This window comes from Mycolicibacterium xanthum, assembly GCF_019710635.1.
GTDB lineage: Bacteria > Actinomycetota > Actinomycetes > Mycobacteriales > Mycobacteriaceae > Mycobacterium > Mycobacterium xanthum.
The window spans coordinates 1-22,851 of sequence record NZ_JAIFZS010000042.1; the positions used below are offsets into that span (position 1 = coordinate 1).

Genomic DNA, 22,851 nt, shown 5'->3' on the forward strand with positions numbered 1-22,851 from the left:
ATGAGGGAGCGCGGCATGAACGTCTGGGGTGAGATCTACCCCTACGCCGCCGGGTCGACGGCCCTCAACGCCGTCTTCCTGGAACCGGAGATGTGGGTCGAGACTCTCGGCCACCGGTACGAGGACACGATCCAGGACGTGGCGACCGGTGAGTGGTACACGCAGCAGTCGCGGGAGGAGATGCTCGAGAAGGAGCCGACGCGGGCGGTCCTTGTGTTCAAGATGCCCGAGTCGGCCATCGTCGACTGGCTCAGGCTGCCCGGCGTCAGCGTCGTCACCGACGGCATGCCGATGGTGCCCGACGATGGCCTCAGCTGGGAGACGCCCTACGAGGAGCTGCCCAACACCCACCCGCGGGCGGCAGGTAGTTGTGCCAAGTCCCTTCGCGTGGCGCGGGAGCACAATATTCCACTGATGCAGGTCGTCGCCATGACCAGCTACAACTCGGCCTGCCACCTGGGCGAGATGGGCTTGACGGCGATGCAGGAACGGGGACGCCTACAAGAGGTAATGGTCGCTAGAGCCTCCCGTCTTTGACCCACAGACCGTCACAGACAATGCGACGTACTCCCACGCCACGCTGCCGTCGACCGGCATTCCCTACGTCATCGTCAACGGCGCCATCGTCGTGCGGGATTCCGAAGTGCTCGAGGGTGCGAGTCCGGGCGAGCCGATCCGATTCGAGCCGGCCGAAAGCCGCGCCACGTCGCTCAGCGTCGAGAGTTGGACGAAGGAATACTATTCTGCCCCGGTCGATTTCGGTGGTGGAGTGCCGGGCTCACAGCCTGTCATTCACTGACTTCTGCGCCGGAGGACCTGAGGATCGTGCCTGTTCGGGAGCGTGGGTGCGACGACGGTGACAACTCGGGGCGGTTCATGCACCCCCCACTGCGGCAAAAGTATAGGTTCGTGGCATGTCACGAACGTTGATCGTTGGAGTGCAGGTGTTCGACGGACACGTCGACGACCTGTCCGGACCCACAAACGTGCTCGTCGACGACAACGTGATCTCCGCGATCGACGCAGCCCTCAAGCCGGCCGACGAGGTAACCGTCGTCGACGGCGAGGGCGGCGTGCTGACGCCGGGAATGATCGACAACCACTGGCACGCTTTGTTCGCCACGCTAGCCCAAGCCGATCTGCTCAGCGGCGATCTGAATTTCGTGCAACTGGTTGCGGCTCAAGCGAATCGGGCTGCGCTGCTTCGAGGGTTCACGACCACGCGAGACGTGGGTGGGAATGTGTTCGGCTTGAAGCGCGCCACCGATCTCGGGGTGGTGGATGGGCCGCGGATCTATCCGTCCGGACCCTTTATCTCCCAGACATCCGGCCATGGGGACTTCCGCGGACCGTATGAGGTTCCCACCCACCCGTGCGGTGCGCTCGACTACTTCTCGACCGCCGGGATGACGCTCATGGCCGATGGTGTCCCTCAAGTCCTGTTGCGTTGCCGAGAAGCGTTACGGATGGGGGCAACGCAGCTCAAGGTGATGGCCGGTGGCGGGGTGTCTTCGCTGTATGACCCGCTCGACACCCGTCAGTACACCTTCGAGGAGATGGCCGCCGCGGTCGACGTGGCCCGCAGCTGGAACACCTATGTTGCAGTCCACGCCATGAATGACGCATCGGTGCAGATGTGCCTCGACGCCGGGGTCTTGTCGATCGAACACGGCTTCCTGCTTTCCGAAGAGACCCTGCAGATGATGGCCGACAAGGGCGCATGGCTGAGCATCCAACCCATACTCGACGATGAGGACGCCATTCCTTTTCCCGATCCCGTCAGCCGTGCGAAGTTCGTGGAGGCCACCAACGGCACCGAGCGGGTCTACCGGACGGCCAAAGAACTCGGCATGAAGATTGCCTTCGGCACCGACACTCTCTTCGATGCGGGCCTTGCCGAGAAGCAGGGAAAGCTCGTGACCAAACTCGGGAATTGGTTCACCCCGGGTGAGGCCCTGAAAATGGTCACCCATGACAACGCGCAGCTGCTCAAGCTGTGTGGTCCACGTGACCCCTACCCGGGAAAACTCGGGGTGGTTGAGGTGGGTGCCCTTGCCGATCTGCTCATCTGGGATGGCAACCCGCTCGCCGACCTGTCTTTGATTGCCGACCCGCAGACGAATCTGCGCATGGTGATGAAGGACGGTCAGCTCTACAAATCGTGATCACGCGAAAGCGCAAAGCCGAGACGAGCTCCGTCGGCCGGAGGGTTTGCACCCGCCGCAGCGAGTTCTTCGCCCTTGGTGTCGTAGCGCGCCGATTGCCCTTCGTGTCAGGCTGTCGGACATGACGTCAATGCTGCCCGAGGAGGGCGAACATCTGACGACAGGCTGGGAACCTGACCTTCCCGCCGGGGATTCACTGGTGCGCCAGGCGGTGTTGGCACATGTCGCGTGGGCCGATGCGGTTGCCCGGGCCGCGGGCGGCACCGTGGTCGAGCGGCCGGGCTGGTCCGGTGGTTTCGGTGGGACGTCGTCGCCGATGCTCAACTGGGTGTTGGTCACCGAGCCGCCGCGGGACTGGGCTGCCTTGATCGGCGACATCCGCGACTACCAGCCGGCCGATTCACCGTTGCTGGTCATCAGCCCCATCCCGACACCCGACTTGGCCCCCATGGGCCTGAGCCTGGTGGGGCATCCACCGTTGATGTGGCGGCCGACCAGCACAATCACAACGGAGCCGGCCACGAAACTCGATGTCCGTCAAGCGGTCTCGCCGACCGAGCTTGTCGACGCCGAACGAGTCCTGGTCGAGGGTTACCCGCTGCCCGAACTCGCCGAGGACTCCGGCCTCAACTTCTATCGCCCAGAATTGCCGACCGAGACGTGCCGGGTATTCGTCGCCTACGACGGCGTGACCCCGGTGGCGACCTCGGTGGCACTGTCGGCCGCCGGAGCCACCGTCGTGGAGAACGTCGCCGTGCTGCCCAGTGCGCGGGGGCTCGGGGCGGGAGCCGCGATCACCTGGGCGGCCACTGTCGCCTGGACCGACCAGCCGGCGGTGCTCATCGCGTCCGACGACGGTCAGCCGGTGTACGAACGGCTCGGCTTTCTCCGACTGGTCCGATGGACGTGTTGGATGTGTGCCTAGCTTAGCTCTGGTTCCTCTCCAAACGCCGCCATGATTGCCCATTGTGGGAAAGTGGGAATATACTGATTTCGTGACTGAACCGGCGCTCATCGAAACCGACGCACGCAGCCGTGCAGTTCTACCCGGCCTCCCCAACCAGCGCTTTCTCATGCGGGTCAACGAAGACGGCAGTATCCTGCTGCAGCCAGCCCGGATCGTCACCGACGCGCAACAGGAGTACGACTCAGATCCCGAACTGCGCGATCTCCTCGCCAGGGCTGCTGCGTCCCCGACGGTGCGCCGTACTCGCCGACGCCGCTAAATGAGCGCCGACGCCGAGTACTCAGAAGTCGCCGACTCCCAACTCGACGAACTGGAGCGCGCCCCCGACGCCGACCTCTACAACGCCGTGCTCGACACCATCGAGCTGATCTTCCGACTGCCTAGCCAGGCCCACGCCTTATCGACGGACATCACCACGAACGAGGGCATCCGCCTCCGACTGCCGGTAATCGGGCACCCGCCCTACAAGGTCTTCTGGTCAAGCGACGGCCCCCGGATCGAAGCCATCTTCCCGCACCCCTGAACTGCCCTCAGCCGGCTACGATGGTCTGACTATCCGTTCGAGCAACCGTGAAACCGCCAGGGAGCGAACGAGATCCGCAAGCACCTCACGGCCCGACAGTCGAGGACGCATAGAGGAAGCCGCCGTGAACCCGGCTGTAGGTTCTCAACTTCCGTGTCATAGCCCGGTCTCCCGAACTGCGATAACGCAGGTTATCTCACGTCGTGTCATCCGGGTTTCGTCTCAAGTTCGTGTCATTTTCTTCAGCGGCACCCCGTGACGAGCCAGGCCGGAGGCCGAAATCGTTCACACCGATCAGGCCAAGTCGGCCATGGCTCTGTCACGTGACAGTGATGGGATCACAACGTGACGTACCGGTCCAATCACCAAACACCTTCTTACACAGGGCTTCTGGCCCGCATCCGCTGCTCCCCGCCGCTGCAGTCCACCCGGCCGGTTTCGTCATTCGGTCACACGGTCAGAAGTCGTACGCAGGATCGGTATCGAGGATTCTGGCGAACATCGCGACCAGTCCGTTGAGGTCGGAGTCGGCGCGCGCGGTGTGGCACGCGCTGTACAACTCAGTCTGGTCGGTCTTGTCCCAGTCAATGCCGGCGCCGCGTTCAGAAAGGAGGAGATCGAAGAACTCGCGTGTCGAACGGCCATTGCCCTCACGGAAGGGGTGGGCGAAGTTTACGTAGTCGTACAGGTACCCCACGGTGCGCGCGAGATCGGGATCGGGAACCGCCGTCAGCTTCCCGAGCCGGTGGACCTCTGCGGCGACATGGTTCATCGGTTGGCCGATGTTGCCCGGCGGACAGAAGGACTCGTCGCCCTTCTCGATGCCGACTGTCCGCAGATCTCCGGCCCAGATGTACACATCCTGGAAGAGTTGGCGGTGGATTGCTTGCAGGAACGCCAGATCGTACGAACGCTCACCCAGAAGCTCTGGAGCTTACCGCAATTCAATGATCCGGGCCTCGACAAGATCGTTCTCCGCGTCTTGCAACGCCTCGACCGTCCGGGCACCGACGCGGTTCCTCAAGACAGTGGTGCCGGGGATGAAGTAACCCTGCCAGTTCCGCGCTGGGTCACCGGTGTCCCAGGGGTGCGGCACTCCCGGTCCGCCTATTGGACGTTGTACCGGCGGCGGACGCGCTCCCCCAATTCGGCGGCGGTAATGGCCCCCCGGGCGTAGGCGTCTTGATCCTCGCGGGTGGCATCCGTGCTGCGCGAACCCTCGAGCTCACTGCTGCGGCGGATCGACCTGACGGCCTTGACCCGCCGACGCTGCGCTTCTTGCACCTCAGTCACCGAAACACCGCCTTCAGTCGCGTAACCCTCAGGATAGTCGACTCTTCCGACACCGCGACGAAACTGCACGGCACCGCCGCCAGCCGGCAATGGCAACGCCAAGCCGACTACGGCGACAACCTGATCTGGGCTGTTGACCTTGTTTAACAATAGGGTGCCGTTTGTTGATCTTAGTTGCATCTCGACAGCAGCACCACCACCGCCGCCGGCTTTCGAGGCGTTCGGCGCAGACGTCGACCGCCCTCACATCGTGACCCGCGCAGCAGCAGCAGAGAGCGCGCAGCACCCGCCGCGCCCTACTTGGCCATGTTCGCAAACCGCGACAGATGCAGCTGATGCGCGACGGTCACCGTCCTGGTCGGCCCGTTCCGGTGCTTGGCCACGATCAGGTCCGCCTCACCGCCACGCGGATCGTCGCGCTCGAACGCGTCCGGGCGGTGCAGCAGGATGACCATGTCGGCGTCCTGCTCGATGGCGCCGGACTCACGGAGGTCGGCCAGCATCGGCTTCTTGTCGGTGCGTTGCTCCGGCCCACGGTTGAGCTGGCTCATCGCCACCACCGGCACTTCGAGCTCCTTGGCCAAAAGCTTGAGCTGGCGGGAGAATTCGGAGACTTCCTGCTGGCGTGACTCGACCTTCTTGCCCGAGGTCATCAGCTGCAGGTAGTCGATGACGATCAGGCGCAGGTCGGCCTTCTGCGCCAGTCGGCGCGCCTTGGCCCGGATCTCCATCATCGTCAGGTTCGGTGAATCGTCGATGTACAAAGGCGCTTCGCTGATCTCGCTCATCCGTCGGGCCAGCCGGGTCCAGTCGTCGTCGGTCATCCGGCCCGACCGCATATCGGTCAGTTTGATCTTCGCCTCCGCGGACAGCAGGCGCATGACGATCTCGGACTTACTCATCTCCAGCGAGAACACGATGCTCGACAGGTGGTTTTTGATCGAGCAGGACCGCATGAAATCCAGTCCGAGCGTCGAGTTGTGGGTGGGCACCATCGCCCTGCCCGCCAGGTACATGTGATCGGTGTTGTCGACCTGCACGCAGCGCACCGGAACGCTCGGGATCGGCCGAACGTCGACAATGTACCGCAGGCCGTGCCGTGCCGACCAGGCTCCGGCCCGTCGTTCCTTGTGCAGGATGGCTTTTCGTTCGAGGCCGAAGACAACGTCGTCGGTCGTGAAATTCAAGGTATAGGTGGTCGAGGATGCTGCGGTGCGTCCACGCACCCGCTTCGTCATCGTCTGGCAGCGGTAGCCCAGGCTGACGATCAGTTCCGCAACATCCTCGGCGAGACGCCGGTTGGTGACCGAGAACTGGACCGACCCGCTCGCCGTCACCGTGCCGTCGATGTCGAGCAATCCGGCCAGCAGCGATCGCCGCTGGGACTCCGACGCGCGTAGATACCCGGCCGGAATGTGCTTGTCGTTCAAGAATCCGATGGTCCGCAGCCTGCCCTGGAGCGTGCCCTGCTCCCCCGCTTCGATCCCCTCGGCCTCGATGCGCATCGTGATCTCGGGGTCTGCCGTGGTGAGCTGGGCGGCCGCCGTGGTGCCATCGCCCAGCCACGCACCGAGCGTGTACGGCGGCACCAGCAGATCGCGGTCGGGTGACTGCAGCGCCGATGCGTTGGCCACCGAGTGGTTCAGCCGGCGGTCTTTCGTCGGGCAGCGCAGCGTCGCGGCGATCTCACCCGTCGTCCGGACCGCGGCCGGAATGGACGCGCCCCGCCGCGACGCGCGCGTCTCGGTGAGCCACTGGTGCTCCCGGTCGGCGACGATGACGGTTCCGTCGGAGAACTCGACTTCGTAGCACGGCCGCCCGACCATCACGTCGGTGGCCGCGACCACCCGCGTGGGATGCCCGTCGGCGCCGATCAATTCGTCGCCGACGGCGACCTCGCCCATCGTGGTCCACCCGGCCGGTGTCGGCAGCGGGGTGTCCAGCGCCAGCGCCTTGCCCATACCCGGCCGGGCCGCGACGACGATCATCTGCCCCGGGTGCAGCCCGTTGGTCAGCTCGTCGAGCTCGACGAAACCGGTCGGCACTCCCCGGGAGATGCCACCCTGGGACGCGATCGCGTCGATCTCGTCCATGGTGGGCTGCAGCAGCTCCTCGAGCGGCACGAAGTCCTCGGCGGTGCGCCGCTCGGTGACGTCGTAGATCTCGGCCTGCGCGCGGTCCACCACCTCGTTGACGTCGGCGCCCTCGGCCCCGGCGTAGCCGTACTGCACGACGCGGGTGCCGGCCTCGACCAGCCGGCGCAGCAGCGCCTTCTCCGAGACGATGCCCGCGTAGTAGCCGGCGTTGGCCGCCGTCGGCACCGTCGAGATCAAGGTGTGCAGATACGGCGCTCCGCCGACCCGGCGCAGCAGACCGCGGCGGTCCAGCTCGGCGGCGACGGTCACCGCATCGGCGGGCTCGCCGCGGCTGTAGAGGTCGAGGATCGCGTCGTAGACGAGTTGGTTGGCGGGGCGGTAGAAATCTCCGGGGCGCAGCCGCTCCAGCACGTCGGCGATCGCGTCCTTGCTCAGCAGCATGCCGCCCAGCACGGCCTGCTCGGCCGCGGGATCCTGGGGTGGTTGACGGCCGAAATCCTCGCTCGGCGGGGGCTCCATGTCCGAGCGATCGCCCGAACGACCCAAGTCATCGACCACAGCCACGCTGAGCCCCACCCCCTCCTGTTCGCGGTCGAACGCAGTTTCGAATGACGGTCTGCCGTGACTGTAGGCCCAGCCCCCGACAACCGATCACCGCGGCGGAAACTGATCCCGCGACGGCTCACGCTAGACGTTGCTGGGGGGGAATCAAGTCGGTGTTGTTGATGAACGTGTGGATGGCGTGTGGATAGGTCTGGTCGGCGATGTTGAGTCGTTGGGGAAAACCTGTGGATCAACAGCGTTGTTCATCCCATTTGCGCTGATGAACGCACCATAGGCCGGTGCGATATCTGTGGATGGGAAATTCATCGGCGTGTCGTCGCCGGTAGCCGTTTCGGGCGTGTTGTGTTTCGGGTCGGCGCCGGGCAGGTTAACAGCCGGTTGCCTTCGCTGTGGCGACTTTGCCGGGAAATGTTCGCCACCGGGAAACGGCAACGGCCGGGCAAAGACCCTGTGGTCCTCGCCCGGCCGTTCCTGCGCTGTTGCGGCCGAACCGCTGCTAGCCCGCCACCACGCTCAGCGACACCGCGGCATCCACGTCGGGGTGCAGCCGCACGCCGATGGGGTGCGTGCCGACCGACTTGATGTGCGCCTTGGGCAGGCTGATGGTGCGCTTGTCGAGGTTGGGCCCGCCGGCCTTCTTGATGGCCGCGACCACGTCGGCGGCGGTCACCGAACCGAAGAGCTTGCCGGAGTCACCGGCCGCCTTGACGGCCAGCTCAACGGCGCCGAGACCCTCGATCGCGGTCTTCAGCTCGTTGGCGTGCTCCAGGCTCTTGACGCTCTTGAGCTCCTGCGAGCGGCGGATCTCATCGGCCTGGCGCTCGGCGCCGCGGGTGGCCACGATCGCCAGCCCACGGGGCAGCAGGTAGTTGCGGCCGTAGCCGTCCTTCACCTCGACCGTGTCACCGGCCGAACCGAGGTGGTCGACCTCGGCAGTCAGAATCAGTTTCATCGTCTTACGTCCTGTCTGGTCTTCTCGCTACTACCGCGTCGACGAGCTGAACGGCAGCAACGCGACCTCGCGGGCGTTCTTCACCGCGATAGCAATGTCGCGCTGATGCTGGACGCAGTTGCCGGTCACCCGACGGGCCCGGATCTTGCCGCGCTCGCTGATGTAGGTGCGCAGCAGCGCGGTGTCCTTGTAGTCGATGTCCTGCCCCTTCTTGGAGCAGAACACGCACTTGCGTGTCTTGACCGGCTTTTCCGGCGCCGGCCGACGCTTGGTCGATTTCGCCATCGTCTATCTCTTTCTCAAAATCGCTGAAATGTCTGTTGATTGATCAGAAGGGCGGTTCGTCGTCGGCGCCGCCGAACGAACCCGAGGCGGGCGCGCTGCCCCACGGGTCGTCGTTCTTGGGCTGCTCCGACGGGCGGGAGCCGGAGCCCCCGCCGAACCCGCCGCCACCACCGCCGCTGCGGCTGGCCTTGTTGACCTTGGCGGTCGCGTAGCGCAAAGACGGCCCGATCTCGTCGACCTCGACCTCGACCACGGTGCGCTTCTCGCCCTCACGGGTTTCGAAGGAACGCTGCTTGAGCCGGCCGGTCACGATGACGCGCGATCCGCGGGTCAGGCTCTCGGCCACGTTCTCGGCGGCCTCGCGCCAGATGTTGCACCGCAGGAACAGCGCCTCGCCGTCCTTCCACTCACCGCTCTGGCGGTCGTAGATGCGGGGGGTGGACGCAACGGTGAAGTTGGCCACCGCCGCGCCGGACGGGGTGAAACGAAGTTCGGGATCGGCGGTCAAGTTTCCGACGACGGTGATGTTGGTGTCACCAGCAGCCACGGGTTCCTCCTGTGTGCCCTCGGTTGAAGCATGGATGCCTGAAACGGCGGTCGCAGGCGAGCCTACGGAAGTGGTGTGACGAGCACGCCCGCTTCGACCGGTCCGGGCGACCTAGTGCTTGTCGGTCCGCATCACCTTGGTGCGCAGCACGGACTCGTTCAGGTTGAGCTGACGGTCGAGCTCGTTGACCGTGGCCGGCTCCGCCTTGACGTCGACCACCGCGTAGATGCCCTCGGCATGCTTGGCGATCTCGTAGGCCAGCCGCCGGCGGCCCCAGATGTCGACCTTGTCGACACTGCCGCCGTCCTTGCGGACGACGTTGAGGAACGTCTCCAGCGACGGAGCTACGGTGCGCTCGTCGAGAGTGGGGTCGAGGATGACCATGATTTCGTATGGACGCATAACTAACCCATCACCTCCTATGGTCGTTGCGGCCACGGTCGTTCCGTGGCAGGAGGGTCGCCTGCGTCGGCAACCGGCCCAGGCTACAGGAACAGGCGCTGATCTGCGAAATCGCTCATGAAGCGGGTCCTGGGGCGGCCCCATCGGTCACCGAGTGTGAACCGCCGCGAAAAGCACGCCCGGAAATCGCACTGGGTTCACACTCGGCGGGAGGCCCGGTCGGCGGAAGGGGCGGCGAGCGGGAAGGCCCCGTCCGGGAAGGCCGGGAATCAGACGCCGGCGGGGTCCGGCTCGCGGGCCGGCCCGGCGCGCACCCCGTCGCGCGGCCACAGCCGGGCCCGCAGCCAGCCGGGTGGGGCGTCGGGTGCGCGGTCGAACACCCCGCCGGCCGGGTCGTCGACCACCCCGCCGGCGCGCACCAGGTCCAGCTCGGGACGGTAGATCTGCCGGATCACCAACGCACACAACACCACCACGGCGATGTCGCGCAGCAGCACGGTGGCCGTGAACGCCTGCTCCGGCAGTCCCTTGTTCTGCTCGCCGAACAGGTAGAGCATCCGCGGCACCCACACCAGCATGTCGATGGTCATCCAGGCCAGCAGGATCCGCCGGTGCGGCAGCGCCAGCACCGCCAGCGGCACCAGCCACAGCGAGAACTGCGGGCTCCACACCTTGTTGGTCAGCAGGAACGCCGCCACCACCAGGAATGCGAGCTGACCCACCCGTGGGCGCCGCGCCGCGGTCAGCGCCACGTAGCCGATGCCGAGGCAGCACACGAGAAACAGCGACGCGGTCACCGTGTTCAGCACCGTCGGGGGCTGCCAGAACCCGAGGTCGGGGTCGAAGCCGCGCCACCCGGTGAACGACTTCACCACGTTGTAGATCGAGTCCATGTCGTCGCCGCGGCGGGTGTTGAGCCGGAAGAACTCCGACCAGCCCCGCGGAAACAGCAGCAGCACCGGCAGGTTCACCACCAGCCAGGTCGCCAGCGCCGCCAGCGCGGTCTGCCCGACCGCGCGGACCCGGCCGGTCCGGATCGCCAACAGCACCAACGGGATCAACAACAGCAGCGGATAGAGTTTGGCCGCCACCCCCAGCCCGATCAGCGCGCCGGCGAGGACCGGTCTTCGGCGCGCCCACGCCAGCATCGCTCCGGCCGTGCACGCGGTGGCCAGCGCGTCGAAGTTGGTGAAGATCTGGAAGATCACGATCGGGCAGGCGCCCACCAGGGCGGCGTCCCAGATCCGCCGCGACCCCGCCAGCATCGCCGTCGCCCACAATGTCGCCAGCCACGCCAGCGCCAGCCCGAACGCCGCGATGTTGAAGAACATCACCACCTCGGCGATCACCGGCACCGCGACCAGCTTGGTCAGCGCGGTGTATGTCTTGGCCAGTGTCATCGACAGGTACTGGTAGATCCCGGTCAGGACCGGATACTCCATGTAGCGCACCGCGGGGTCGCCGTCATAGGTGGTCTGCGGCTTGCCGTCGCCGCCGGTTTCCACCCAGCTGGACTTGTACGGGAACTTCCCGAGGTTCAGCAGCTCGGCGGTGTAGAGCGGCACGGTGTCGGAGTAGCAGAGCTCGTAGTAGGCCCGCTGGTTCTCCCAGTTGCCCACCCGCTGGTCGGCGGTACCCGTGCCGGTGGTCTGCAGGCAGGCGGCCTTGGTCGAGTAGCCCAGTGCCAGGAACACCAGCGCGATGATCATCATCACCCGCAGCGGGGTCATGAACCGGGTCCGGCCGATCAGGGCGTGCCTGCCGACCGGGCCGCCGATGGTGCCGGCCAGCGCCGCACCGATGGTGTCGGTCCGGCTGGGCAGGTCGCGGTCGCCGAGGCTGCGCAGGTCGCGGGCCAGCGGCGCCGGTGACGTATCGCGTTCGGCCGCCTGTGATTCCGTCACGGGGGCGGTGGCGGACCGGCCGGCACCGGCTCGCCCGGCGGCACCTCGGCACCGGGAGCAGGCGGGACCCCGGGATCGGGCGGCGGAACCGGCGGCGGCGCTCCCGGTGGCGCGACGGGCACCGTGGTCGGCGGACCCCACGGGATCGTGATGCCCGGCGCGATCTCCAGCGTCGGCTGGATCACCGTCTCCGACGGCGGCGGCGGCTCGGTCGTGGTCGGCGGCGGTGGGGGTGCCGCGGGCACCCCGGCGTAGCCGCCGATCTCTTCGGGCTTGGGGAAGGACTCGTTCTCAGTGCCGTCCAGCGCGCCGTCCATCGTGGCCTTCCAGATGTCCGACGGAATCCCCGAGCCGTACACCGGCGAGCCCCACTGGTTGACCAGCGGCTGGGTGCCGTCGGTGGTGCCCACCCACACCGCGGTCGACAGCGACGGGGTGAACCCGACCATCCAGGCGTCGCGGTTGGCGCCGGTGTCGCCCAGCTGGTTGGTCCCGGTCTTGGCGGCTGACGGCCGTCCGCCGGCCAGGTTGTGCCCGTTGGACCACCCGGCGATCGGCTGCATCGCGGCGATCACGTTGTCGGCCACGGCCTTCTCGATGCGCTGATCCCCGGTGTTGTCCTCCTGGCTCGCGTCGAACAGCACCTGCCCCTCGGCGTTGACCACCTTCTGCACGAAGTGCGGCTTGTGGTAGACGCCCGACGCGGCGATCGTGGCGTATGCGGAGGCCATGTCGATCACCCGGGACTGGTACTGGCCCAGCACGATCCCGTTGTTGGGCGGGCCGCCCTCGCCGTCCTCGGACAGCGTGTGTTCGACGCCCGGGAAGCTCTCCGCGATGCCGGCGCGGTGCGCGGCGTCGGCGACGTCGGCCGGGCCGTTCTCCAGCTCCAGCATCAGCCGGTAGTAGCTGGTGTTCAGCGAGCGCTTCAGCGCCTCGGCGATGTTGCAGGTTCCGCAGCCGCCGCCCTCGACGTTGTTGATGGTGATGCCGTTGACCGTCACCGGCGAGCTGTCCACCTGGTAGCCCAGCCCCATGCCCTGCTCGAGCGCGGCGATCAGCGCGAACACCTTGAACGACGACCCCGTCGGCAGGCCGGCCTGGGCGAAGTCGAACCCGGCGGCGTCGGAGCCGCCGTAGTACGCCTTGACCCCGCCGGTCCTCGGGTCGATCGACACCACCGCGGTCCGCATGTCCGGCTGCTGGCCGTCCATGTACTCGTCGACCGCGTCGACGGCGGCCGCCTGCGCCTGCGGGTCGATCGTCGTGGTGATCTGCAGGCCCTCGGTGTTGAGCTGCTGCTCGTTGATGTGGAAGATCTCCAGCAGCTCGTTGATCACCTGCCGTTCGATCAGCCCGTTGGGCCCGGTGGTCTGGTTCTGGGTGCTCGCCGCGTCCGGCGGGATCGTCGCCGGGAACACCTGCGCGGCGCGGTCCTGCGCCGACAGCGCACCGATCTCCACCATCCCGTCGAGCACCCAGTTCCACCGCTCCTCGGCGGCGACCGGGTCCAGTGCCGGGTCCAGCGCGGAGGGGCGCTGGATCAGCGCGGCCAGCAGCGCGCCCTCGGCGACCGTGAGCTGCTCGACGGGTTTGTCGAAGTAGGCCTTCGACGCGGCGGCCACCCCGTAGGCGCCGCGGCCGAAGTAGATGATGTTCAGGTAGGACTCCAGCACCTGGTCCTTGGACCATTCGCTGGACATCTTGGTGGAGATCACCAGTTCCTTGGCTTTCCGGATCAGCCCACCGACCCCCGAGCGCGCATCGCCCACCAGCGCGTTCTTCACGTACTGCTGGGTGATGGTGGACCCGCCCTGCAGGTCACCGCCGAAGATGTTGTTCTTCGCCGCGCGCAGGAACCCGGTGAACGAGAAACCCGGATTGGAGTAGAAGTCGCGGTCCTCGGCGGCCATCACGGCGTCGCGCACGTGCACCGGGATCTGGTCGATCTTGACGTCGATCCGGTTGCCCTCCGGCGGAACGACCTTGGCGAGCTCGGTGCCGTCGCCGGCCAGGATCGTCGACACCTGCGCGGTGCGGATGTCACCGGGCCTGGGCACATCGACGATCAGGTACGCCATGCCGAACGTCAGGATCGGCAGCACGATCATCACGATCGCGGCGACCAGCGCGCCGCGCCGCACCCACCGCCAGTTGATCCGGTCCCGCAGGCTGCGCTGTGGCCGCGGAGGTTCGGACGGTCCGCCACCGTCGGAGCCACCCCCGGACGGACGGACCGGCGGCGGGGGTGGCGGCGGCGGTTGCCCGCCGTCGAGCGCCCGCTTGACGGCGTCGATCGGGTCACGCAGGTGGGCCGGGGTGTCCTCGCGCACCGGCGGCAGCACCGTCGTCAACCGGTCGTCGGGGCCCGGCCGCCGCGGCGCGCCCTGGCTCGGCGGACGATGCCGCCCGCCGTCACCGGGCCGGCGCGACGGCGAGCCGTCGGGACGAGGCGACGGCGGACCGTCGGAACGAGACGGCGGACCGTCGGAACGAGACGGCGGACCGTCGGAGCGGTGCTGCGGGGGTCGTGCGCTCACGCCGTCAGTCTGCTGCCCGTCGCGGGCATCGTTCACCGACCGGTCGTGGCGCCCTTCGCTATTCACTGGCCGTGCGCGCACGTTCGCGCGCGGTCTGGGTGCGACGCGACCCCTTGGGAGGGGGCACCGCGCCGAGCACATACGACTTGACCAGGTGATTCCAGCTGCAGGTGCGGCATACCTCCACCACATGGACCGAGAACTCGGCGTAGCGGGTCGCCAGCAGGACCAGCTCTTCTGCGGTGCGCGCGGACCCGGATACCGCGCCGAGGTGATCACCGAACACCCACGACACCAACGTCAGCTGTTCCTTGCGGCAGATCGGGCACGTCACCGAGCTGGGCTTGCCGTGGAACTTCGCGGCCCGCAGCAGGTAGGGGTTGGCGTCGCAGACCTCCGAGACGCCGGTGCGTCCCGAGTAGACCTCCGCCAGCAGGGAACGCCGCCGCAGGGCGTAGTCCACCACCTGTCGCTGCAATCGCACGAGGACCAGAGTACGTCGGTGCGGGGGCAGCCGAGCGTCGGCGGCGCCGCCGGGTCGTGTCCGGGCCGCGACAAACGGCGGCTGGCCTGCGCCATCGAAGGGGTAACTCTTACCATTCACGTCGTGGCCTCGGGGAGCTCAGCACGTCGGACGTCGGGTACGCGGGCGAAGGACAGCGACCGCAACGCCACGTGTCAGATCCTGGACACGGCGCTGTCGGAGGGCCAGCTGTCGATGGCCGAGCACGGTGAGCGGGTCAAGGCCGCCACCAGCGCCGCCACGCTCGGTGAGCTGCAGTCGCTGGTCTCCGACCTGCAGACCGCCGCACCGCAGCTCGTCGTCCCCGGTGTGCGGAAGCGGGTGCTGCCCGGGATGGCCCCCGGCTGGGGCATCCGCGCCGCGATCGCCGGCGTGCTCGTGCTGCTCGGCGTCGCCATCGGGTGGGGGCTGTACGGCAACACGCCGTCGCCGCTGAACTTCACCTCCGATCCCGGCGCGAAATCCGACGGCATTCCGGCCAAGGTCCTCACCCCGCCGCGGCAGCTGCACTCCCTCGGCGGGCTCAATGGCCTGATCGAACAGATGAAGCAGAGGTTCGGCGACTCCGAGGGTTACTCGCTGACCATCTATCCCGACTACGCGTCGCTGGAACGGCCCGATCCGGCCGACGAGCGCCGGATTCTGCGCTACACCTACCGGGGTGGCTGGGGCGATCCGTCCACCTCGGCCAAGGACGACCGCGACGTACTGGTCGACCTGGGGAAATTCGACGTCGAGGCGATCGTCGGCGTCATGCGCGGGGCCCCGGAGACGCTGGGGATCAACCCCGCCGACGTCGACAACATGTACCTGTCGATCGATCCGGGCAGCGATGTGACGGCCCCGCCCGGGGCGATCGACCTGACCGTCTACGTGTCCAGCGAGTTCGGCGGCGGCTACATCGAGCTCAACGCCGACGGCACCGTCAAGCAGATCAACTACCCCAGCAACTGACCGTCCCGCGGTCCGGCCGCGGCCGCCGATGTAGCGCCGAATATATCGGCGCGATACTATGTGCCGAGGTGTCGAGACGTCGTAGCGACGGATCTATCGGGAGGGAGGTGCCCCGCGTGCTCGAACTGGCCGTCCTGGGGCTGCTCCTGGAATCCCCCATGCACGGTTACGAGCTGCGCAAGCGCCTGACCGGCCTGCTCGGCGCGTTCCGCGCGTTCTCCTACGGCTCGCTCTACCCGGCGCTGCGGCGGATGCAGACCGACGGTCTGATCGTCGAGGACGCCGCGCCCGAGGGCACCCTCAAGGTGCGGCGCGCCCGCCGGGTCTATCGGCTCACCGATGCCGGAAAGCAGCGGTTCACCGAGCTGGTGGCCGACACCGGCCCACAGAACTTCTCCGACGACGGCTTCGGGGTCCACCTCGCGTTCTTCAACCGCACACCGGCGGAGGCCAGAATGCGGATCCTCGAGGGTCGGCGCCGTCAGGTGGAAGAACGTCGCGAAGGTCTGCGTGAAGCCATCGCGCGGGCGAGCAACTCGTTCGACCGGTACACCCGCCAGCTCCACCAGCTGGGGCTGGAGTCCAGCGAACGAGAAGTCAAGTGGCTCAACGAGTTGATCGCGGCGGAGAAGTCGGCGCAGGGGCGCGCCGAACAGATGTGAACAACTCGTCAGCCAATCAATCGAGTATTTCCGCAACAGAAGTAGGACAGAGGAGAAGCCGTCATGACCGCAAGCAATGACGTCCGGGTCGCGATCGTCGGCGTGGGCAACTGTGCGTCCTCGCTCGTGCAGGGCGTGCAGTACTACAAGGACGCCGACGCCAGCGCCACCGTTCCCGGCCTGATGCACGTCAAGCTCGGCCGGTACCACGTGCGCGACGTGAAGTTCGTCGCCGCGTTCGACGTGGACGCCAAGAAGGTCGGCTTCGACCTGTCCGAGGCCATCTTCGCCTCCGAGAACAACACCATCAAGATCGCCGACGTGCCGCCCACCGACGTCCTCGTGCAGCGCGGCCCGACGCTCGACGGCATCGGCAAGTACTACGCCGACACCATCGAGATCTCCGACGCCGAGCCCGTCGATGTCGTCAAGGCGCTCAAGGACGCGCAGGTCGACGTGCTGGTCTCCTACCTCCCGGTGGGTTCCGAGGAGGCCGACAAGTTCTACGCCCAGTGCGCGATCGACGCCGGTGTGGCGTTCGTCAACGCGCTGCCGGTGTTCATCGCCTCGGACCCGGTGTGGGCCAAGAAGTTCGCCGACGCGGGCGTGCCGATCGTCGGCGACGACATCAAGAGCCAGGTCGGCGCCACCATCACCCACCGCGTGATGGCCAAGCTGTTCGAGGACCGCGGCGTCGCGCTCGACCGCACCTACCAGCTCAACGTCGGCGGCAACATGGACTTCCTGAACATGCTGGAGCGCTCGCGGCTGGAGTCGAAGAAGGTGTCCAAGACCCAGGCGGTCACCTCCAATCTGTCCGGCTCGCTGGCCGGCAAGGTCGAGGACAAGAACGTCCACATCGGACCGTCCGACCACGTCGCGTGGCTCGACGACCGCAAGTGGGCCTACGTCCGGCTCGAAGGCCGCGCCTTCGGCGACGTCCCACTGAACCTGGAGTACAAGCTCGAGGTGTGGGACTCCCCGAACTCGGCGGGCGTCATCATCGACGCGGTGCGTGCGGCGAAGATCGCCAAGGACCGTGGCATCGGCGGACCCATCGAAGCCGCCTCGGCGTACCTGATGAAGAGTCCGCCCAAGCAGCTCGCCGACGACGTCGCCCGCGAGCAGCTCGAGAAGTTCATCGACGGCTAGACAGCAACCTCGTTGGGGCTGCGCTCACGGTGAAGGTCACTCGTACTTCCCCGCCGTGAGCGCAGCCTCAACGCATTCTGCGGGACGGCTGTCAGTACTGTCGCAGCATGGACGACACCGACGACGAGCTGGCCAGCCTGTCCGAGTTCATCTTCCTCGGTGAAAACGCGCGCCAGGCCGGCGTGACGGGCCCACTGCCGAGCGTCACGCGCATCGAGTCGGGCCCGATCAGTGCGATCCGGTTCGGCGACGCCGCCCCGCGGGTGGTGTTCCTGCACGGCGGCGGCCAGAACGCGCACACCTGGGACACCGTCGTTCTGGGCCTCGGCGAACCGGCGCTGGCCATCGATCTGCCCGGGCACGGCCGGTCGGCCTGGCGCGAGGACGGCGACTACGGACCGAAGAGCAACGCGGTGGCGGTCGAGCCGGTGATCCGCGAGCTGGCCGGCGACGCCGACCTCGTCGTCGGAATGTCGCTGGGTGGACTGACCGCACTGCGGCTGGCGGTGGCCGCCCCGGAGCTGGTGCGCAAGCTGGTGCTCGTCGACGTGACCCCGTCGGCGCCCGAACGGCACACCGAGATGACCGACGCCCAGAAGGGCACCGTTGCGCTGGTCCAGGGCGAGCGCACGTTCCCCACCTTCGACGCAATGCTCGAGGTAACCGTGGCGGCCGCACCCCACCGCGATCGGGAGTCGTTGCGGCGCGGCGTGTTCCACAACGCCAAACGTCTCGGCGACGGCACCTGGACCTGGCGCTACGACTCCATCCGCAACGGTGAGGGGTTCGAGGGTCTGTGGGACGACGTGCCCCGCCTGACCACGCCCACGACGCTGATCCGCGGTGCCAACAGCTTTTTCGTCAACGACGAGGACGTCGCCGCGTTCGCCCGGACCGCTCCGGGATTCCGGGGGGTGCACATCGTCGAGGACTCGGGTCACTCGGTGCAGAGCGACCAGCCGAGGGCCCTCGTCGACCTGCTTCGTCAGGTTCTCGACGAATCCTGATCGCAGGCTGTTCACCTCGCGCTCGCCTTCCGCTCGTCCTGCTGCCGTAGCTTTCCGCGGGTGCGGCCGGCCAGCCCCGGCCGTCGTTCGTGTCGGAAGGGACCCGGTAGCCATGGCGCTCGTACCGCTCAACCTCTTTGTCTCCCATGACGGGAAGTCCAAGCGACAGCACATCACCTGCGTCTACAAGTGCGGTGACGCCTGCTCCAAGCCGGCACCCAACCGCAGCGACAACGAGTACTTCGGCGACATCGCCAAGATCGTCTCACGCCGCTCCGTCCTGCAGGCCGGCGGCGTCGCGGTGCTCGCCGTCGGCGCGGGCTCGGCGCTGGCCGCCTGCTCCTCCGACTCCCAGCCGTCGGCCACCCCGACGTCGTCGTCGCCGGCCCCCGCGCAGCCGTCCCCGGGGATGAACTTCACCTCGGTGCCGCCCAACAGCGAGGACGCGGTCGTCGTGGCCGACGGCTACCAGCAGGGCGTCGTGATCAGCTGGGGTGACCCGGTGCTGCCCGACGCGCCGGCGTTCGACGTCGACAACCAGACCGGCGCCGCGCAGCGCGGCCAGTTCGGTTTCAACAACGACTTCGCCGGCCTGCTGCCGATCCCCGGCTCCACGGGCCGCTACCTGCTGGTGACCAACTTCGAGTACGTCACCCCGCAGTTCATGTTCCCCGGTTTCGACGCCGCCGCCCCCACCCGCGAGCAGTTCGACGTCGAGCGCGCCGCCGTCGGGATGGGCGTCGTCGAGGTCGAGCGCACCCCCGAGGGCGGCCTCAAACCCGTTCTGGGCAAGTACAACCGGCGCATCACCGCCGACACCCCGATGACGCTCACCGGCCCGGCCGCGGGCGCCGACCTGGTCAAGACCGCGGCCGACCCGACCGGAACGACCGTCGCGGGCACGTTCGCCAACTGCTCCGGCGGAGTCACCCCCTGGGGCACGGTGCTGTCCGGTGAGGAGAACTTCCAGGACTACTTCGGAGCGGCCGAGGGCGCGCCGGCGCCCGGACCGGTCGAGGCCGACCGGCTGGACCGCTACGGAGTGTCCGCCGAACCCACCGAGCTGCTGTGGGAGACCTTCGACGACCGCTTCGACCTGACCAAGACACCCAACGAGCCCAACCGGTTCGGCTACGTCGTCGAGCTCAACCCGTGGGATCCGCAGTCCACGCCGGTCAAGCACACCGCGATGGGCCGGCTCAAGCACGAGGGCGCCACCATCTACGTCGCCGACGACGGCACCGTCGTCTCCTACACCGGCGACGATCAGCGCTTCGACTACATGTACAAGTTCGTGTCGTCGAAGAAGGTGCAACCCGGGACCGATCCAGCTGCGATGGCCCACAACATGACGATCCTCGACGAGGGCACGCTCTATGTCGCCAAGCTCTCCAGCGACATCCCCGCCGACCAGATCGACGGGTCGGGCAACCTGCCCCCGACGGGCTCGTTCGCCGGCTCCGGAACCTGGATCCCGTTGCTGCACAGCGGAGCTGACGGCCATGCCGAGTCCCTCGTCGAGGGGGTCACCGCGCAGGAGGCCGCGGTGTTCACCCGGATGGCCGCCGACAAGGCCGGGGCGACCAAGATGGATCGCCCCGAGGACTTCGAGGCCGACCCGAAGACCGGCAAGGTCTACGTCGCGCTGACCAACAACGACGAGCGCGGCGCGCCCGGGGAAGCCGCCGCCGATGCGGCCAACCCGCGCAACGACAACAAGAGCGGCCAGATCCTGGAGATCACCGACGACCACACCGGCACCGACTTCACCTGGGACCTGCTGCTGGTCTGCGGCGATCCGCAGGCCGCCGACACCTACTACGGCGGTTTCGACAAGTCGAAGGTCAGCCCGATCTCCTGCCCGGACAACCTGGCCTTCGACAGCCACGGCAACCTGTGGATCTCCACCGACGGCAATGCGCTGGACTCCAACGACGGTTTGTTCGCGGTGGCTCTGGAGGGGCCCAACCGCGGAGAGGTCAAGCAGTTCCTGACCGTGCCGCTCGGCGCCGAGACGTGCGGACCGATCATCACCGACGACCTGGTGACGGTCGCCGTACAGCATCCGGGCGAGAACGACGACAACAGCATCGACGACCCGCAGTCGCGCTGGCCCGAGGGCGGCAACGGCACCGCCCGCCCGTCGATCGTGGCGGTGTGGAAGAACGGCGGCCGGATCGGCGTCTGACGGCCCCGGTACCGGCCCGGGCCTACGGTGGAGCCATGACCGCCTCCCCACGCCCGCTGCGCATCGGTGTGCAACTGCAGCCCCAACACGCTCCCCGGTACGGCCACATCCGCGACGCGGTGCGTCGCTGCGAGGACATCGGCGTCGACGTCGTGTTCAACTGGGACCATTTCTTCCCGCTCTACGGCGATCCCGACGGGGCGCATTACGAGTGCTGGACGATGCTCGGCGCGTGGGCCGAGCAGACCTCGGGCCTGGAGATCGGCGCACTGGTCAGCTGCAACTCCTACCGCAATCCCGAGTTGCTGGCCGATATGGCCCGTACCGTCGACCACATCAGCGACGGTCGGCTCATCCTCGGCATCGGATCAGGCTGGAAGCAGAGGGATTACGACGAGTACGGCTATCCGTTCGGCACCGCGGGCAGCCGGCTGGACGACCTGGCCGAGGCGATGCCCCGCATCGAGGCTCGGCTGGGCAAGCTCAATCCGCAGCCCCTGCGGGACATCCCGGTGCTGATCGGCGGGGGCGGCGAACGCAAAACCCTGCGGCTGGTGGCCCAATACGCCGACATCTGGCATTCGTTCTCCGACAGCGAGAGCTACCCTCACAAGGCCGCCGTGCTGGCGCGCCACTGCGCCGAGGTCGGCCGCGATCCAGCCGACATCGAGCGGTCCGCCGAGGTCGCCGGCCGCAACCTGGAGCGCCTACTGGCCGACGCCGACACCCTGACCGGGCTCGGAATCTCGATGCTGACCCTCGGGGTCAACGGCCCGGACTACGACCTGTCCCGGGCTGAGGCGTTGTGCCGGTGGCGCGACCGACGGCGGCGCAGCGGGGGCTGAAACACCGGGAACGTTGCGTACATGGCGCAACGCCGTGAGAGACTGGCCCGGCCATGCCGAAAAAGTATGGGATCAAAGAGAAAGACCTCGTGGTTACCCATGTGGTCGACCTGGTGCTGACCGGAAAGCTCCGGTCGGGGGATCGGCTGGATCGTAACGAGATCGCCGCCAGGCTCGGTGTCAGTCGCGTCCCGGTGCAGGAGGCGGTGGTCCAGCTCGAGCACGACGGGATCCTGACCACCCGCTACCACAGGGGGGCCTTCGTCCAGCGGTTCGACGAGGCCGTGGTGCGCGAACACCAGGAGCTGTACGGCGTGCTCTGCGGTCTGGCGTCTGCGCGTGCGGCCGCCGCCGCCGATCCGGCGGTCGTTTCCGAGCTCGAGCAGCAAACCCAGGCGATGAGAACCAGCAGAGACAACCTGGAGTTCGATCCGCATGCGCGCGAATTCCGCACGATCATCAACACCAATTACGCCGGGCCGCGCCTGCAGGCGACGATCGACTCGTCGCAGACCTTGATCCCGCCGTCGTTCTGGGACAGTTTTCCCGGCCACCGCGACGAGCTGCTGACCACCTACGAGGCAGAGCTGTCGGCGATCCGGTCCGGCCGGCCCGACGCGGCGAGAGAGGCGTGTGCGCAACGCGCCGGGATGCATTCACAGCTGATGGTGGCCGAACTGCTCCGGCGCGGAGTGCTGTCCCCGCCGGCCATCGACTGAGTTGTTGCGGTGAACCCGCCGTGCTCAAAATGAATCGATATATGTCGAAAAGATTTTGCGCAGAACCCGCTGACCAGACAACTTGGCAGCTTCGGACAGGTTAGACTGTCTGAATTATGGCGGAAGCGGATGCCCAGGTCGGCGAGCTCGCGGGCGAACTGCAGCGCGTGCTCTCCAAAGTGTTGGCCGTGCTTCGGCATACCGGCCGGACATCGACCACCGGTGATCTGACCCTCGCCCAGCTGTCGATCCTGCTGACGCTCCTCGACCAGGGCCCGATGCGGATGACCGAGCTGGCCGCCCACGAAAAGGTCCGCACCCCCACCACCACGGTGGCGATCCGCCGGCTCGAGAAGCTGGGGCTGGTGAAGCGCTCCCGCGATCCATCGGATCTGCGTGCGGTTCTCGTCGACATCACCCCCGAGGGTCTGGCACAACACCGAGAAGCGTTGGCGTCCCGGCAGGCTCACCTCGCCACGTTGCTCAGCAAGCTCAACGGCGACGAACTGGAGGCGCTGGCCAAGGCGCTGGCCCCGCTCGAGCGGATCGCCGAATAACTCGAG

Annotated in this window: 22 protein-coding genes and 1 pseudogene; 13 read left to right on the forward strand and 10 right to left on the reverse strand. The window is 67.3% G+C overall.

Annotation, left to right across the window (positions count from 1 at the left end):
- From JDV09_RS16460 to JDV09_RS16480, 5 genes are all read left to right on the forward strand, one after another.
- Positions 1–537 (forward strand): amidohydrolase family protein (locus JDV09_RS16460; RefSeq protein WP_221370217.1); only part of this gene is annotated, 537 nt, incomplete at its 5' end.
- 377 nt (positions 538–914) lie between these two features.
- Entirely contained in the window at positions 915–2,165 is a 1,251-nt protein-coding gene (locus JDV09_RS16465; RefSeq protein WP_221370218.1) for a metal-dependent hydrolase family protein, read from the forward strand.
- Between the two features lie 121 nt (positions 2,166–2,286).
- Positions 2,287–3,090, forward strand: a complete 804-nt coding sequence (locus JDV09_RS16470; RefSeq protein ID WP_221370219.1) for a GNAT family N-acetyltransferase — start codon at positions 2,287–2,289, stop codon at positions 3,088–3,090.
- 70 nt (positions 3,091–3,160) lie between these two features.
- The gene (locus tag JDV09_RS16475) at positions 3,161–3,391 is read left to right on the forward strand and encodes a ricin-type beta-trefoil lectin domain protein (protein ID WP_221370220.1); all 231 of its coding nucleotides are present in this window, start codon (positions 3,161–3,163) and stop codon (positions 3,389–3,391) included.
- Positions 3,392–3,655: a hypothetical protein gene (locus JDV09_RS16480; RefSeq protein WP_221370221.1), complete on the forward strand. Its 264-nt coding sequence runs from the start codon at positions 3,392–3,394 to the stop codon at positions 3,653–3,655.
- A gap of 457 nt (positions 3,656–4,112) precedes the next feature.
- On the opposite strand, the pseudogene JDV09_RS16485 reads toward JDV09_RS16480, so the two are convergent.
- From JDV09_RS16485 to JDV09_RS16530, 10 genes and pseudogenes are all read right to left on the reverse strand, one after another.
- A pseudogene (locus tag JDV09_RS16485) lies at positions 4,113–4,751 on the reverse strand (Fic/DOC family protein).
- A gap of 11 nt (positions 4,752–4,762) precedes the next feature.
- The gene (locus tag JDV09_RS16490; protein WP_221370222.1) at positions 4,763–4,948 is read right to left on the reverse strand and encodes an antitoxin VbhA family protein; all 186 of its coding nucleotides are present in this window, start codon (positions 4,946–4,948) and stop codon (positions 4,763–4,765) included.
- 296 nt (positions 4,949–5,244) lie between these two features.
- Positions 5,245–7,608, reverse strand: coding sequence for a replicative DNA helicase (dnaB, locus tag JDV09_RS16495; protein WP_221370223.1), 2,364 nt, complete (start codon positions 7,606–7,608; stop codon positions 5,245–5,247).
- Positions 7,609–8,104: 496 nt separating this feature from the next.
- Positions 8,105–8,560, reverse strand: coding sequence for a 50S ribosomal protein L9 (gene rplI, locus JDV09_RS16500; protein WP_221370224.1), 456 nt, complete (start codon positions 8,558–8,560; stop codon positions 8,105–8,107).
- Between the two features lie 30 nt (positions 8,561–8,590).
- Positions 8,591–8,845 (reverse strand): 30S ribosomal protein S18, encoded by a 255-nt coding sequence (rpsR, locus tag JDV09_RS16505; RefSeq protein ID WP_221370225.1) that lies wholly within the window; start codon positions 8,843–8,845, stop codon positions 8,591–8,593.
- Between the two features lie 43 nt (positions 8,846–8,888).
- Positions 8,889–9,392 carry a single-stranded DNA-binding protein gene (locus tag JDV09_RS16510; protein WP_221370226.1) on the reverse strand — a complete coding sequence of 168 codons (504 nt, stop codon included), beginning with the start codon at positions 9,390–9,392 and terminating at the stop codon, positions 8,889–8,891.
- A 111-nt stretch (positions 9,393–9,503) separates the two neighbouring features.
- Positions 9,504–9,794: a 30S ribosomal protein S6 gene (gene rpsF / locus JDV09_RS16515; RefSeq protein ID WP_221370227.1), complete on the reverse strand. Its 291-nt coding sequence runs from the start codon at positions 9,792–9,794 to the stop codon at positions 9,504–9,506.
- 269 nt (positions 9,795–10,063) lie between these two features.
- Entirely contained in the window at positions 10,064–11,698 is a 1,635-nt protein-coding gene (locus JDV09_RS16520) for a glycosyltransferase family 87 protein (RefSeq protein WP_221370228.1), read from the reverse strand.
- The gene (locus JDV09_RS16525; protein ID WP_443678036.1) at positions 11,695–14,043 is read right to left on the reverse strand and encodes a transglycosylase domain-containing protein; all 2,349 of its coding nucleotides are present in this window, start codon (positions 14,041–14,043) and stop codon (positions 11,695–11,697) included. The genes JDV09_RS16520 and JDV09_RS16525 overlap by 4 nt, the downstream gene beginning before the upstream one ends.
- Before the next feature lie 253 nt (positions 14,044–14,296).
- Entirely contained in the window at positions 14,297–14,722 is a 426-nt protein-coding gene (locus JDV09_RS16530; protein ID WP_221370229.1) for a DUF5318 domain-containing protein, read from the reverse strand.
- A gap of 123 nt (positions 14,723–14,845) precedes the next feature.
- Between JDV09_RS16530 and JDV09_RS16535 the strand changes: the two genes are divergently transcribed.
- The 8 genes from JDV09_RS16535 to JDV09_RS16570 all read left to right on the forward strand — a co-directional run bounded on the left by JDV09_RS16535 (position 14,846) and on the right by JDV09_RS16570 (position 22,845).
- Positions 14,846–15,715, forward strand: a complete 870-nt coding sequence (locus JDV09_RS16535; RefSeq protein WP_221370230.1) for a DUF1707 domain-containing protein — start codon at positions 14,846–14,848, stop codon at positions 15,713–15,715.
- A 116-nt stretch (positions 15,716–15,831) separates the two neighbouring features.
- Positions 15,832–16,377: a PadR family transcriptional regulator gene (locus JDV09_RS16540; RefSeq protein WP_221370231.1), complete on the forward strand. Its 546-nt coding sequence runs from the start codon at positions 15,832–15,834 to the stop codon at positions 16,375–16,377.
- Between the two features lie 63 nt (positions 16,378–16,440).
- Positions 16,441–17,529: an inositol-3-phosphate synthase gene (locus tag JDV09_RS16545; RefSeq protein ID WP_221370232.1), complete on the forward strand. Its 1,089-nt coding sequence runs from the start codon at positions 16,441–16,443 to the stop codon at positions 17,527–17,529.
- Between the two features lie 107 nt (positions 17,530–17,636).
- Positions 17,637–18,536, forward strand: coding sequence for an Rv0045c family esterase (locus JDV09_RS16550; protein ID WP_221370233.1), 900 nt, complete (start codon positions 17,637–17,639; stop codon positions 18,534–18,536).
- Between the two features lie 112 nt (positions 18,537–18,648).
- Complete coding sequence (locus tag JDV09_RS16555) at positions 18,649–20,724, forward strand: PhoX family protein (protein ID WP_221370234.1); 2,076 nt, start codon at positions 18,649–18,651, stop codon at positions 20,722–20,724.
- Positions 20,725–20,759: 35 nt separating this feature from the next.
- A complete protein-coding gene (locus JDV09_RS16560; RefSeq protein ID WP_221370235.1) occupies positions 20,760–21,569 on the forward strand; it encodes an LLM class F420-dependent oxidoreductase in 810 nt (269 codons plus the stop codon).
- A gap of 53 nt (positions 21,570–21,622) precedes the next feature.
- Positions 21,623–22,288: a GntR family transcriptional regulator gene (locus JDV09_RS16565; RefSeq protein ID WP_221370236.1), complete on the forward strand. Its 666-nt coding sequence runs from the start codon at positions 21,623–21,625 to the stop codon at positions 22,286–22,288.
- 116 nt (positions 22,289–22,404) lie between these two features.
- Complete coding sequence (locus tag JDV09_RS16570) at positions 22,405–22,845, forward strand: MarR family winged helix-turn-helix transcriptional regulator (RefSeq protein ID WP_221370237.1); 441 nt, start codon at positions 22,405–22,407, stop codon at positions 22,843–22,845.
- Positions 22,846–22,851 lie beyond the last annotated feature (6 nt).

Excerpts from the sequence above, each read along its gene's own strand:
- JDV09_RS16565 (WP_221370236.1), top strand. The coding sequence starts at position 21,623 with ATGCCGAAAAAGTATGGGATCAAAGAGAAAGACCTCGTGGTTACCCAT.
- JDV09_RS16470 (WP_221370219.1), top strand. The coding sequence starts at position 2,287 with ATGACGTCAATGCTGCCCGAGGAGGGCGAACATCTGACGACAGGCTGG.
- rpsF (WP_221370227.1), bottom strand. The coding sequence starts at position 9,794 with ATGCGTCCATACGAAATCATGGTCATCCTCGACCCCACTCTCGACGAG.
- rpsR (WP_221370225.1), bottom strand. The coding sequence starts at position 8,845 with ATGGCGAAATCGACCAAGCGTCGGCCGGCGCCGGAAAAGCCGGTCAAG.
- JDV09_RS16570 (WP_221370237.1), top strand. The coding sequence starts at position 22,405 with ATGGCGGAAGCGGATGCCCAGGTCGGCGAGCTCGCGGGCGAACTGCAG.
- JDV09_RS16550 (WP_221370233.1), top strand. The coding sequence starts at position 17,637 with ATGGACGACACCGACGACGAGCTGGCCAGCCTGTCCGAGTTCATCTTC.
- rplI (WP_221370224.1), bottom strand. The coding sequence starts at position 8,560 with ATGAAACTGATTCTGACTGCCGAGGTCGACCACCTCGGTTCGGCCGGT.
- JDV09_RS16560 (WP_221370235.1), top strand. The coding sequence starts at position 20,760 with ATGACCGCCTCCCCACGCCCGCTGCGCATCGGTGTGCAACTGCAGCCC.
- JDV09_RS16555 (WP_221370234.1), top strand. The coding sequence starts at position 18,649 with ATGGCGCTCGTACCGCTCAACCTCTTTGTCTCCCATGACGGGAAGTCC.
- JDV09_RS16465 (WP_221370218.1), top strand. The coding sequence starts at position 915 with ATGTCACGAACGTTGATCGTTGGAGTGCAGGTGTTCGACGGACACGTC.
- JDV09_RS16480 (WP_221370221.1), top strand. The coding sequence starts at position 3,392 with ATGAGCGCCGACGCCGAGTACTCAGAAGTCGCCGACTCCCAACTCGAC.
- JDV09_RS16545 (WP_221370232.1), top strand. The coding sequence starts at position 16,441 with ATGACCGCAAGCAATGACGTCCGGGTCGCGATCGTCGGCGTGGGCAAC.